9 protein-coding genes and 2 pseudogenes are annotated in these 12,351 nt (G+C 68.4%); 8 read left to right on the top strand and 3 right to left on the bottom strand.

Going from position 1 to position 12,351, the window contains the following annotated elements; all coding sequences use genetic code 11:
• Positions 1–1,093, top strand: a 1,093-nt coding sequence (locus tag D7W82_RS34545; RefSeq protein ID WP_370451114.1) for a lysylphosphatidylglycerol synthase domain-containing protein, incomplete at its 5' end; no start/stop codon positions are given.
• On the opposite strand, the gene D7W82_RS34540 is transcribed toward D7W82_RS34545, so the two are convergent.
• On the bottom strand, positions 1,090–1,296 hold the full coding sequence (locus tag D7W82_RS34540; protein ID WP_233588114.1) for a hypothetical protein: 207 nt from the start codon (positions 1,294–1,296) through the stop codon (positions 1,090–1,092). The genes D7W82_RS34545 and D7W82_RS34540 overlap by 4 nt on opposite strands.
• Here D7W82_RS34540 and D7W82_RS34535 point away from each other — a divergent pair.
• Together D7W82_RS34535 and D7W82_RS34530 are read left to right on the top strand one after the other, a co-directional pair.
• Positions 1,290–1,595, top strand: a pseudogene (locus D7W82_RS34535) (SDR family NAD(P)-dependent oxidoreductase); the annotation flags it as partial. The gene D7W82_RS34540 and the pseudogene D7W82_RS34535 sit on opposite strands and share 7 nt — an antisense overlap.
• A 48-nt stretch (positions 1,596–1,643) precedes the next feature.
• Positions 1,644–2,624 (top strand): homocysteine S-methyltransferase family protein, encoded by a 981-nt coding sequence (locus D7W82_RS34530; protein ID WP_120622377.1) that lies wholly within the window; start codon positions 1,644–1,646, stop codon positions 2,622–2,624.
• Between the two features lie 763 nt (positions 2,625–3,387).
• Here D7W82_RS34530 and D7W82_RS34525 read toward each other — a convergent pair.
• Positions 3,388–5,553 (bottom strand): molybdopterin oxidoreductase family protein, encoded by a 2,166-nt coding sequence (locus tag D7W82_RS34525; protein WP_120622376.1) that lies wholly within the window; start codon positions 5,551–5,553, stop codon positions 3,388–3,390.
• Here D7W82_RS34525 and D7W82_RS34520 point away from each other — a divergent pair.
• The gene (locus tag D7W82_RS34520; protein WP_120622375.1) at positions 5,552–6,229 is read left to right on the top strand and encodes a hypothetical protein; all 678 of its coding nucleotides are present in this window, start codon (positions 5,552–5,554) and stop codon (positions 6,227–6,229) included. The genes D7W82_RS34525 and D7W82_RS34520 overlap by 2 nt on opposite strands.
• A 346-nt stretch (positions 6,230–6,575) precedes the next feature.
• Here D7W82_RS34520 and D7W82_RS34515 read toward each other — a convergent pair whose 3' ends face one another.
• A complete protein-coding gene (locus D7W82_RS34515) occupies positions 6,576–7,682 on the bottom strand; it encodes a hypothetical protein (RefSeq protein ID WP_147439699.1) in 1,107 nt (368 codons plus the stop codon).
• 249 nt (positions 7,683–7,931) lie between these two features.
• On the opposite strand from D7W82_RS34515, the gene D7W82_RS34510 reads away from it, so the two are divergent.
• From D7W82_RS34510 to D7W82_RS34495, 4 genes and pseudogenes are all read left to right on the top strand, one after another.
• Positions 7,932–8,483, top strand: a complete 552-nt coding sequence (locus tag D7W82_RS34510; RefSeq protein ID WP_120622378.1) for a chalcone isomerase family protein — start codon at positions 7,932–7,934, stop codon at positions 8,481–8,483.
• A gap of 118 nt (positions 8,484–8,601) precedes the next feature.
• Positions 8,602–9,414 (top strand): OmpA family protein, encoded by an 813-nt coding sequence (locus D7W82_RS34505; RefSeq protein ID WP_120622373.1) that lies wholly within the window; start codon positions 8,602–8,604, stop codon positions 9,412–9,414.
• A gap of 30 nt (positions 9,415–9,444) precedes the next feature.
• Positions 9,445–12,063 carry a TonB-dependent receptor domain-containing protein gene (locus D7W82_RS34500; protein WP_120622372.1) on the top strand — a complete coding sequence of 873 codons (2,619 nt, stop codon included), beginning with the start codon at positions 9,445–9,447 and terminating at the stop codon, positions 12,061–12,063.
• A 4-nt stretch (positions 12,064–12,067) separates the two neighbouring features.
• Positions 12,068–12,351, top strand: a pseudogene (locus tag D7W82_RS34495) (hypothetical protein); the annotation flags it as partial.

Here is a 12,351-nt window from a genome sequence, read left to right as displayed (position 1 = left end):
GGCGAGGAGGGCGAGTGTGAGCAACGTGCACCACGAAGGGGCCCTGGCCGGGCCGGGGGCCGTCGCAAGGGAGGGGCTTTCCGCCTCACCGTGCGTCTGGAGACGCAGGCTGCTGACGGTCCTCAAGCCGGTGTTCGCGATGGGCGGCCTGGGGATGTTGGGGGCCCTGGTGCACAAGGCAGGCGCGGGCGAGCTGAAGACCACGCTCCTGGAAGCGCTGCCGCTGCTCCCCTGGGTGGTGTTCATCGAAATGGGACGGCAGGCGTGCGACGCCACGGCGACGCGACTGTCCTATGGCGCGCGTGCACGGCAGGTGCCGTTGTCGGTGTTGGTTCGCGCGCAGTTGATTGGAACCGCGGTGTCGAGCATGGCGCCCGCGGGCCGAGCGGCGGCGGAGGCGACGAAGGCCACGCTGCTGACGCCGTACACGGGAGGCGCGTCCGCGACGGCGGCGGCGGCCACGTCGCAGTCCGCGTCGCTGGGAGCCGGAGGGCTCATCTCGTTTCCGTGCGCGCTGGCGGCCTATCTGATGACGGGCTGGAGCGCGTTCACGGTGGCGATGCTGGTGCACGGCGTCGTGTTGCTGCTCGCGTCGCTGGGCGTGCGCGCGGGACTCCGTGCGAAGCGGCTGGGCGCGTGGATGCGCAGGCGGTGCGGCAAGTGGGGCGAGCACGCGGAGGCGTTCCAGGCATCGGTGTGCGCCGGAGGGCTGTGTCCGTGGCGGCCGATGATGGCGTTCCTGGGCAGCCGGGTGTTGCAGGTGATGCAGTACGCGGTGCTGGCGCACGCGGTGGGCATCGACACGACGCTGGTGCAGGCGCTGTTCACGCAGGGGCTCTACCTGGTGGCGCTGGCGATGGGCTCGCTGGTGCCGGGGCAGGTGGGCGTGACGGACGGGATGTTCTCGCTGGCGGCCGGAGCGATGGGGACGACGGCCGCGAAGGCGATGTCCATCGCGCTGCTCGCGCACACGGTGCAGGCGGTGTTCGTGCTGGTGGGAGCGCTCACGCCGCTGGTGTGGCGCGCGAAGGCGAAGGTGGCGGCCGCCGCGCCGGTGGTGCCGCCCGTGCTGCCCGCGCCGGTGTACCGCTAGGTCCTGTCCGTCAGGGCCTGGCGCGCGGACGCCTCGCGAACGAGCCAGTCGCGAAGCGCCACCCGCCTCGGGAGGGTGGCGCACTCGGGCCGGTGGACGACGGAGTCGGCGAGCACGGAAGGGAACTCGACCTCCGGGAACAGGCGCCCCCGCCGTCCGGCCGCGAGGTCGTCATGCGCCATGATGCCGCGGGCCAGCGCCACGAGGACTTCACTCGCTGACGCAGCACCTGGCGATGGAGTTGGCCGGCCATGGCATCCTCGTCAACGCGGTTTCGCCCGCCGTGGTCGAGACGCGCATCTACGAGGGCTTCATCCCGAAGGAGAAGGTGCACGGTACGCTCCAGGGGTTCAACTGCTTCCATCCGCTGGGCCGCGTGGGCCGTGCGGAGGAGGTTGCACGGCCCATTGCCCATCTGTTGTCGAGCGAGGCTTGCTGGGTCACCGGCGCAATCTGGGATGTCGACGGCGGCGTCATGGCGGGACGCAACACGTACAACTGAAGGGAAGAAGAGGTTTCGGAGGATGCTGAAGATGACGGGGACGCGCTGATGGGTGGCTTGGCGAACCACGCACCATTTCTTCGAGCCCTGCACGAGGCCCCTCGGGTGCTCACCGAGGGCTCCGTGGTCGAGCGCCTGCGCCGCCACCCCGCGGGACTGCTGGATCCGCACGTGGCCAACGCGGGCCTCCTCTTCAATCCGGAGGGACGCGAGGCGCTCGCAGGCATCTACCGCGACTATCGAGACATCGGTCTGTGTCACGGCCTGCCCACGCTCCTCCTCACGCCCACCTGGCGCGCGAACGCGGAGCGGCTCGCGCGCGCGGGGCTCACGGGCCGCGACGTTTTCGGCGAGGCGGTGGGGCTGCTCGCGGGCCTGCGCGAGGAGGTGGGCAGCAGGGGCGAGGGCGTCTTCATCGGCGGGCTCGTCGGGTGTCGCGGGGATGCGTACCGGCCCGAGGAAGCGCTCCCACGCGAGGAGGCCACGGCCTTCCACGCGCCGCACGTGGAAGCGCTCGCGCGCGCCGGGGTGGACTTCCTCGTGGCCCAGGCGCTGCCGGCCCTCTCGGAGGCCGAGGGCCTCGCCCTGGCGATGGCGCGCACGGGGGCGCCATTCCTGCTGAGCTTCATCCTCCGTCCCACCGGGACGCTGCTCGACGGAACCCCGCTGGCCGAGGCCGTGGCGCGCATCGACGCCCTGCCCGGAGCGCGCCCGAGCGCGTACATGGTGAACTGCGTCCACCCCTCCATCTTCCGCGAGGGCCTGTCGCGCCAGCTGGCCAACTTGCCCATCCTCGGCACGCGGGTGGTGGGCCTGCAGGCCAATACCTCCCGCCTCTCGCCCGAAGAACTCGAAGGGCGCGCGGAGATCGACAGCGAAACCCCGGACGCTTTCGCGCGGGAGATGGCCCGCGTCCATGCGGAGTTCGGCACGCGCCTGCTCGGCGGATGTTGTGGCACCGACGAACGGCACATCGCCGCGCTCGCTGACGCCCTGACAGAACGGACGCCGGGCGGGCGGCATCCGTGACGACACAATCGCCGTGAACATGCAGGTGGCGAGGGGCCACTGCATCGGTCAGACCGGTCCCAGGTCCTCGGACCTGGAGTCTCGTTGAGAAGGTGAGAACTCCCGCGGGGGCGCCCCGGCGGCGGCGAACTTCGGAAACCTGTCGGACAGTCGGACAGGTTTGGGAGGACCGTGGCCGGGCCGCCACTTCAGCCGAACCACGGGAACTTGTCCGACAGTCGGACAGGTTTGGGAGGACCGTGGCCGGGTGTCCCCGCTTCAGCCGCGCGGCGGAAACTTGTCCGACAGTCGGACAGGTTTGGGAGGACCGTGGCCGGAGCCTCCGCTCCATCCGGGCGACGGAAACCTGTCGGACAGTCGGACAGCTTTTGAAGGACTGCGGCCAGGGCCGCCGGGTCCACCCGGGGAGCGAAAACCTGTCCGACAGCCGGACAGGTTTGGGCGAACCGTGGCCGGAGCCTCCGCGCGGTCCATGTGGCGGAAACCTGTCGGACAATCGGACAGTTTGGGAGGACCGTGGCCGGGTCTCCCCGCTTCAGCCGCGCGGCGGAAACTTGTCCGACAGTCGGACAGGTTTGGGAGGACCGTGGCCGGGTGTCCCCGCTTCAGCCGCGCGGCAGAAACTTGTCCGACAGTCGGACAGGTTTGGGAGGACCGTGGCCGGAGCGCCTCCGCCCCATCCGGGCGGAAACTTGTCCGACAGTCGGACACGTTTCGAGGAACCGCGTCAGACCGGCGGTGTACACCCCGGATGTTCGGGGGCTCAGGCCGGTCGGACCTGGACCGGTGTCCCACTGAACGCGGCGTTGCCGCTGACGACATCCAGCGCTTGATCATCCGTGAGGTCGTTGATGCTGGCGCCCGCGTGCGCGCTGGCGACCTGTTGGCGGATGCCGGGGCGCTGGTGGCCGTAGCCGTGCGGCAGGCTGACGACGCCGGGCATCACATCGGCGGTGACCGCGACGGGCACGGTGACTTCCCCCACGCGCGAGCGGATGGTGGCGTTGGCGCCATCCGCGAGCCCTATGCGTGAGGCGTCGTCCGGGTGGACCATGAGCGTGCAGCGGGGACGGCCCTTCACGAGCCCCGGCACGTTGTGCATCCACGAGTTGTTGTCGCGCAGGTGCCGCCGGCCAATGAGCAGTAGCTCGCCTTCGCGAGGTGCCGCGTCGTCCGGGAACGCGGCGCGGAGGCGGGCCACGTCCGCGACGAGCAGCTCCGGTGCCAGTTGGATGCGCTTGGCTCGGTTGCGGAGCCGGCCGGGCAGGCTGGGCTTCATCGGGCCCAGGTCGATTCCATGCGGCGTGGCGCGAAGCTTCGCGAGCGACAGGCCCTGCTTTTTGAGCGGATGGAAGCGTGAGCCATAGGGCCCCAGGCGAAGGCCCAGGTCGAGGATGCGCTCCGGCCCCATCCGCTTGAGGGCCTGGTACTGAAGCGTTGCGCGAACACTCCGCCCCTTGCGCAGGGTCTCCAGCCGGTGCTGGAGCTCCAGGAGGATCTCCCAATCCTGGAGCGAGTCCGGACCGGCCGGGAACACCGGCGGCGAATACTTCGCCGTGTTGCGCACGGCAAGCACATGGAAGACGAGGTCGTAGTGCCCGCGCTCCAGCAGCGACGCGGGAGGCAGGATGTAGTGGGCGTGGCGGGTGGTCTCGTTGAGGTACGGATCCACGCTCACCATGAAGTCGAGCTGTCCCAGCGCGGTGTCCAGCTGCGTGCCATTGGGCGTGGACAGCACGGGATTGCCGGCCAGGGTGATGAGCGCTCGGATGCGGCCCTCGCCCGGGGTGAGGATCTCCTCCGCGAGCGCGGCGACGGGAAGCTCACCGGAGGACTCCGGCAGGCCGCGAACCCGGCTCTTCCAGCGGCCATGGCTGCCAGGGCTGACGCCGAACGCACGAGGCCCGCCAATGAGGTCGAAGGCAGGCAGGGTGAAGAGAGCGCCGCCCTCACGGTCCAGATTACCGGTGACGATGTTGAGGACGTTGATGAGCCATTGGCAGAGCGAGCCGAACGGCTGCGTGGACACGCCGACGCGCCCGTAGCAGACGGCCCCGTCCGCGGCGAGGAAGTCCCGGGCAATGCCTCGAAGCACGTCGGGTGCAATGCCCGTGTGCGGGGCCGTGCGCTCCGGAGGGAAGTCCCGGACGAGCGGCAGCACGGTGTCCAGCCCGTCCACGAACGCCGCGAGCCGGCCCATGCGGTGCGCATTCCCCTCCAGCACGACATGCAGCAGGGAGAAGAGGGCGAGCGCATCGGTGCCGGGCCGGACGAAGACGTGCTGGTCGGCGATGACCGCCGTCTCCGTGCGGCGGGGATCGACGACGACGACCTTGCCGCCGCGCTCCTGGATGGCACGCAGCCGGGCGCGCACGTCCGGCGTGGTCATCAGGCTGCCATTGGACGCAAGCGGGTTCGCGCCCAGGACGAGCATGTACCGCGTTCGGTCGATGTCCGGGATGGGCACCAGCAGCTGATGTCCGAACATGAGGTGGGCCGCGAGCTGGTGGGGCAGCTGGTCCACGGAGGTGGCGGAGAACCGGTTGCGCGAGCGAAGCGCGCGAAGGAGCTGGGGGCCGAACATCATCGCGCCCAGGTTGTGGACGTTGGGGTTGCCCAGGTACGCGCCCACTGCGTTCGGCCCGTGCTCCTTCTGGAGGGAATGGAGCCGCTGCGTGATGTCGCGGAAGGCGTCCTCCCACGACACGCGCTCCCAGCCGGAAGCGGTGCGCTTCATGGGATGGCGGAGCCGGTCCGGGTCCTCGTGCAGGTCGCGGAGCGCCACGGCCTTGGGACAGATGTGGCCCCGGCTGAACGGGTCTTCGGCGTCCCCCTTGATGGACGTGATGCGCCCATCCGCCACTTCGATGCGCACGCCGCACATGGCTTCACAGAGATTGCAGGTGCGGAAATGGACGGAAGCGCTCATGGACGGCGAGCCTACGCCGGCTCTTCCCCGCATGGGGCCATTGGGTGACAGACTGTTCCCCACGATGGCTTTCCTGAACGTGTCGGTCCACGACGCCAAGGTCACGGGCGTACGGATGGACCGGGAGAAGATGTTCCTGCAGTTGGAGCTGGTCCTGCACACCCGCGAAACCGTCTGGTTTGACTTCCAGGGCGCGGAGGAGTGGTCCCTCGAGAGGCTCGGGACGCAGAACGTGCTCGTCGACATCCGCGAATGGCGGGCGGGGATGGCCGGAACCGCCGAGCGCTGCGCGCAGCGGGCGTTGGATGCCGTCTGGACGCAGAAGGTCCTCGCGGGTGAGCTCGTCCTGTATGAGTTCGAGCGAGGCTACGTCCTGGCCCGCGCCGCGACGATGGCGCGCACCTGGGAAGAGAGCTCCCTGCAAGGCGTCTCCATCGAACTCGACTTCCTCCTCAAACCCGGTTGGAAGCGGACGATGGAGGACGGCGGGAACCACGTTGTCACCGGCCCCGCGGGTCCTGAGTTCGACTCGGAGATCTGGCGCATTGCCCGGTTCATCACATACGACGATTACATGAGCCTGGAGAAACTGGATGAGGCGGGGCACGTCTACCGGCTGATGTCTCGCGCACGCAAAAACATTGCGTTCCAGGTGACGTTCCGCGCGGTGGAGTAGCATGGGCGGGTCATGGCCTTCCTGAACGTGCCGGTCCACGAGGCCAATGTCACGGGCGTGCGGCTGGAGCCGGTAAGTATGTGAGCGGCGATGACTCTCAGCGGGTGTTGCAGTTGCGGAACCTGGAGCATCTCCTGCGCGGCTATTCACTGCGGAGTATCTCGCTGAGACGAGAGGCTGGAGCGCGTCTGCGGGTCCCATCTCCATGGTCGTGAAAGCGGCTGGACGCGAACACGATGTGTGGTTGCTGTTCTGGAAGCTCGTGGACGAATACCGCGAGTCGCTGAGTTCCTGACTCATCGCTCCAGGCTCTCTGGGCCGTAGGACCCTCCGGCGGCAGGAACGGCTACTTCCATTCCTTCAGCCAGTGATGAACAGGCCTCTGTCCAATGTTGCCTTGCGCCGTCAGGGGCCAGAGCCGGATCCAGATGGGGGCGTCCTTCATCTGCCAGACATCGTCCACATAGGAGCGGATGATGTCATAGGGTTCATCTCCTCCGTTCCGGTCTGAAAGCCTGCGTTGAAAGACGCGGATGGCCTCTCCGTTCACCTGGACCTCGGTCCGCGCATTGGAGTCCGGCAGGGGCCGGTAGCGCCAGCCGCTCTTGTCCGCCAGCGCTGTCACGACATCCAGCAGGGTGCCTTCCCAGTCAGAGTCGTTACCCGGGAGGGGCATGTCCTGTGACAGGTATGTCTGGACGTGACGCACGCGCGTGGGACCTGTCGTCCAGGTATGGGTGACACTCAACCCGTCGGAGCGGACATAGGTCGCGGATTGGCCTGAACGGATCGCGATGACTCCATCCGAAGCCTCCACCTTCCGCTGCCCCATATCGAGCAGTTGGATGCGCAGCGAGGGCCACCGCGCATCGTTGTAGTGCTCCTCCAGGAAGAAGACCCCACCCGCGAACAGGACGCGGGGATCCTTCGCGCGGATGCAGCCACGTCCGGAGCGCGGTGGCTCCATCTGGTACGCATGGTCCTCGCATTCGAAGGTCCTTCCGTTCACCTGGAGCTTCATGGGCGTGGCGGTCACCGACCTGTGGAGCCGCTCCGGGCCCACGAAACGCTCTTCATCCGTGGCGAACCGCGTCTGGAATGGAGGATTGGAAGGTCCTTCCGGGAGCGGCTGGAGCTGCATGACGAAGATGAGCGGCCGGTCGTACAGCCCCTTCAGCAATTCCTCGGGACGGGCCTCGCGCCGCATCCGCACCTCGACCCAACGCTCGGTCTGGGTTTCGCGGAGCACCGTGAAGGTCGCTCGCAGGTCGGTCATATACAGAGTGTCGATGCGGTACTCGACGAACGTCCCCGGAGGCAGGGACGTGGGCATGGGCTCCACGGTGCAGGACGTGCAGCGGCGGCCCACCCCCTCGTAGTTCGCCCCCGCGCACCCCGTCAGCACCACGACGCCCCACGCCAGAAGTCCCCGAAACCCACGTGCCAGGTCCATCCCGCCATTCTGCCCTGGCCGGGGGCCGCCTCTCCGGCTAAACCCGCCTCCCGGGTTTCACGACACCCCGCGCCATCCGTCCGGTCCGCCCGCCAACCGGGGAGTCACTTGAACCCCCAACAGCCTTGCCTTGGGCCTCCGGTTGCCGTCCAATGGTGCACAAACCAATGATCGCCGCCGGTGGCGGTTTTCCAGAGCATGCACACCGTTGCGATCACCGGATTTGGGAAGAGGGTGAAGGGGAAGGCGATGACGGGGACGGTGTGGACAAAGGGAGCGCGAGGGGTCGCGCTGGGGATGCTCCTGCTGGTGGGCGCTGCCGCCCATGCGGGACAGGCGGGCGGGGTCAACATGCCGGATTCCCTCCAGGTGGAGGGGCGCACGCTGGCGCTCACCCACATGGAGCTGAAGAAGAAGCTCTTCTTCAACGTGTACGTGTGGAGCCTCTACATGGAGGAGGAGCCCACCTGCTTCAAGGAGGCCGTGGCCTCCAATAGCCTGAAACGCCTGCACTTCCGCTTCCTGCGCACCATCACCAAGGACCAGCTCGTGGGCAGCTTCCGCGAGGGCCTCCGCCAGAACCCGGCCATGCGCCAGGACGCCCTCAACCAGTCCCTGGAGAAGCTCCTGTCGTCCCTCCATGACGTGCGCAAGGGCGACGACCTGGTCCTCACCTACCTGCCCGGCTCCGGCCTCCACGTCTCCGGAGGCGCGTCCGGCGGCGTCCACATCCCCGGCAAGCCCTTCGCCGACGCCCTCTTCAGCTCCTGGCTGGACACCCACCCCATCTTCCCCAAGTAAGGCCGCTCGTTCGGCGGGGAAGTTTGGCCTCAAATTGGATGCGCGTTTCTCCTAGGCTGCGGGCCTGAGAGCGGTAATCTCGGACCCACCAACATCCTTGTCAGGAGGAATCGCACCTATGCGGACACGTCTGGTTCTGGCTGCCCTCGTTGCCCTCTCCACGGGTTGCGTCTCGCAGGGGAAGTTCAACGAGAAGGCCCTGGAGGCGGAGGGGCTGACGAAGAACCTCACGGATGAGAAGGCGGCCCGCGCGGCCGCCGAGGCGAAGATCAAGGAGCTGGAGGAGAAGCAGGCCGCGCTGGAGCAGGAGAAGACCGCGCTGCAGACGCGCCTGGACGCCTCCGAGAACCGCCTCACCGGCGCCGCGGCCGAGCGCCGCGCCCTGGAGGAGAAGAACGCGCAGCTGGCCGCGCTCAACGACGAGCTGGGGCGCAACGCCAAGAAGCTCGCGCAGGCGAAGGAGGAGCTGGAGAAGAAGAGCTCCGAGTACGAGAACCTGGCCCAGTCCCTCAAGCAGGAGATCTCCGACGGCAAGATCGAGCTGTCGGAGATGAAGGGCCGGATGACCGTGCAGCTCAAGGACAAGATCCTCTTCGCGTCCGGCTCCGCGCGCGTGGGCAAGGAAGGGCAGGACGCGCTCGTGAAGATCGCCGACGCGCTCAAGACGGTGAAGGGCCGCATCGTGCGCGTGGAGGGCCACACGGACGACGTGCCCACCGGCGGCGGACAGTTCGCCACCAACTGGGAGCTGAGCCTGGCGCGCGCGATGGCGGTGGTCCGTTCGCTTCAGGACTCCGGCGTGGACCCGACCATGCTGTCCGCGGCGGGGTACGGGCAGTACCAGCCGCTCGTCCCCAACGACACGCCGGAGCACAAGAGCCAGAACCGGCGCATCGAAATCGTGCTCGCTCCCAGCCTCGGGGGGCGCTAGGAGGGGGCGCGGGAGACCCGCGCACCCTTCATGAAAACGCTCCTCTGCGTCGTCTGTGTATTGCTTGCGACCGGAGCCGTGGCACAGGCTCCGGACGCAGGATCGCTCGCCGGTGATGCTGGCGCCCCCTCGGGCGTGCTGACGAAGCCGCCAGCCCTCTTGCGTCAGGTCGAAGCGGCCTACCCGCCGGACGCCGCCGCCCAGCAGCTCGAGGGCACGGTGGTGATGTTCATCGACATCTCGGAGACGGGCGCCGTCACGAATGTCGAAATCACCCAGCCCGCGGGCCACGGCTTCGACGAGGCCGCCACGGAGGCGGTGAAGCAGTTCCAGTTCGAGCCCGCGGAGGTGGACAACGTCCCCGCGCCGGTGCGCATCCAGTACGCCTACCAGTTCGTCTTCCGCGCGCCGGAGCCGCCGCCGGAGGCCTCGCCGGACGGCGGCGTCGCGGAGCCGCAGGGGCCGGTGAACTTCAGCGGCCAGGCGCTGGAGCGCGGCACGCGCAAGCCCCTGGTGGGCGCGGAGGTGGTGCTCACGGAGTTGGACCGCTCCACCGTCACGGACGGCGAAGGGCGCTTCGCCTTCCGGGGCGTCCCCGTGGGCACGCACCCGGTCGTCGTGGTGATGGGCAACTACGACCGCTTCAAGACGCAGGAGACGATTGAAGAGGGCAAGGAGACGCGGGCCACGTACTACGTGCAGAAGCGCATCTTCAGCCAGTACGAGACGGTGGTCCGCAGCGACCGCGAGCGCAAGGAGGTGACGCGCACGACCATCACGGTGGCGGAGGTGCAGCGCGTGCCGGGCACGCAGGGTGACACGCTCAAGGTGGTGCAGAACCTGCCGGGCGTGGCGCGGCCCGCGTTCAACGGCGGCGCGCTGGTCATCCGAGGCACCAGCCCTCAGGAGTCCGGCGTCTTCCTGGACGGCCTGCGCATCCCCATCCTGTACCACTTCGGTGGGCTCACCTCCGTGTACAACTCGGACCTGCTGGAGGCGGTGGACTACCTGCCCGGCAACTTCTCCGCGTACTACGGCGACATCACCGGCGGCGTCATCAACGTGCGCAGCCGCGAGCCCCGCACGGACCGGCTCCACGCCACGGTGGGCATCAGCCTGATTGAGTCCAACGCGGTGGTGGAGGGCCCCATCACGGACACGCTGAGCTTCGCGATTGGCGGCCGGCGCTCGTACATCGACCTGGTGCTCAAGGCGGTGCCGTTCGACGACGACAGCCTCCAGGTGGCGCCGCGCTACTACGACGCGCAGGCGAAGCTGGTGTGGAAGCCGAGCCGCCGCCACACCTTCACGCTGCAGGGCCTGACGTCTCGAGACCGGCTGGCGTTGCTGTTGGACCAGCCGGCGGACGGCGACCCGTCCGTCAATGGCGGCCTGGACGTGACCACGGGCTTCAACCAGCTGCGCCTGCGGCACCAGTTCCGCGAGGGCAAGCTGACGCTCGACACGCACGGGCTCGTGGGCAACACGATCCTGGACTTCCAGATTGGCGAGCGCGGGCTGCGCATCGCGTCCACGGACCTGTATCTGCGGCCCACGGTGGAGTACGCGTTCAACGACAACGTGACGGTCGCGGGCGGTCTGGACGTGGTGGCGAACCTGGCGAACGTGACGGCCAGCATCCAGCAGCCGCCGCGCGAGGGCGAGCCGCCGTCGCCGCTGGTGACGGAGGACCTCATCAACATCGACGGGAAGTTCACCCAGTACTACCCGTCCGCCTGGGCGGAGGTGCGGTGGCGGCCCATCCAGGACCTGCTGGTGGTGCCGGGCATCCGCACGGAGAGCTACATCTTCACGGAACAGCAGGAGGTGAAGCGCACGGTGAACCCGCGGCTCGCGGTGCGCTACGCGCTCACGGAGACGCTGACGCTGAAGGGCGGCGCGGGCGTCTACCACAGCCCGCCGGTGCAGGATGAGCCGTCGACGGGGTTCGGCAATCCGGACCTGGGGGCGAAGCGGTCGCTCCAGTACAGCGTGGGCGCGGAGTGGCAGGCGCGGCCGGAGTGGTTCGTGGGCAGCGAGGTCTTCTACAACGACCTGGATGACCTCATCGTCCGCTCGAACGCGCGCGTCGTGCGGGACGGCGAGTCCGTGCCGGAGAACCTGAAGAACGGCGGCGTGGGGCGCATCTATGGCTTCGAGTTGCTGGTGCGCCGGGCGCTGACGGACCGGCTGTTCGGCTGGATTTCGTACACGCTTTCCCGCAGCGAGCGCCGGGACGCGCCGGGGGCGCGCTGGCGCAAGTTCGACAACGACCAGACGCACGTGCTGACGGCCATCGCCAGCTACAAGCTGCCGAAGGGCTGGGAGGTGGGCGCGCGGTTCCGCTTCGCGTCCGGTAACCCGACGACGCCGGTGCTGGGCTCCAAGCGCGACGACACGACGGACGTGTTCATCCCGTACTACGGGCTGGTCAATTCGCAGCGGCTGCCGTCGTTCAACCAGCTGGACATCCGCGTGGACAAGAACCTCGTCTTCGACACGTGGAACCTGGACCTCTACCTGGACCTGACGAACGCGTACAACAACCAGTCGGTCGAGGGCGTGGCCTACAACTACAACTATTCCAAGCGCGAGTACTTCAAGGGCCTGCCCATCCTGCCCGTGCTCGGCTTGAAGGGAGCCTTCTGACGCCATGCGCACTCCCGTTTTGATGTCTGTGTTTGCGTTGCTGGGGGCCGCCGCGTGCAGCGGCCCCGACTTCGACGCCCAGAGTGAGATTCGCAGCGTGCGCGTGCTCGGCATCAAGGCGGAGCCGCCGGAGCTGGCGTTGGATCCGAACGCCTCCACGCCGCCGCCGCCGGTGACGTTCACGGCGCTGGCGGTGACGCCGGATGCGCGTCCGGTGACGGTGACGTACGCGCTGTGCCGGCCGGACGTGAACCCCTACGGGGACGTGGCATGTCCGGGGGACAGCGG

This window comes from Corallococcus sp. CA049B (assembly GCF_003611685.1).
Taxonomy (GTDB): Bacteria; Myxococcota; Myxococcia; order Myxococcales; family Myxococcaceae; genus Corallococcus; species Corallococcus coralloides.
This window is presented reverse-complemented; position numbering and strand designations above follow the sequence as displayed.

Excerpts from the sequence above, each read along its gene's own strand:
- D7W82_RS34505 (WP_120622373.1), top strand. The coding sequence starts at position 8,602 with ATGCGGACACGTCTGGTTCTGGCTGCCCTCGTTGCCCTCTCCACGGGT.
- D7W82_RS34510 (WP_120622378.1), top strand. The coding sequence starts at position 7,932 with ATGACGGGGACGGTGTGGACAAAGGGAGCGCGAGGGGTCGCGCTGGGG.
- D7W82_RS34520 (WP_120622375.1), top strand. The coding sequence starts at position 5,552 with ATGGACGGCGAGCCTACGCCGGCTCTTCCCCGCATGGGGCCATTGGGT.
- D7W82_RS34530 (WP_120622377.1), top strand. The coding sequence starts at position 1,644 with ATGGGTGGCTTGGCGAACCACGCACCATTTCTTCGAGCCCTGCACGAG.
- D7W82_RS34525 (WP_120622376.1), bottom strand. The coding sequence starts at position 5,553 with ATGAGCGCTTCCGTCCATTTCCGCACCTGCAATCTCTGTGAAGCCATG.
- D7W82_RS34515 (WP_147439699.1), bottom strand. The coding sequence starts at position 7,682 with ATGGACCTGGCACGTGGGTTTCGGGGACTTCTGGCGTGGGGCGTCGTG.
- D7W82_RS34500 (WP_120622372.1), top strand. The coding sequence starts at position 9,445 with ATGAAAACGCTCCTCTGCGTCGTCTGTGTATTGCTTGCGACCGGAGCC.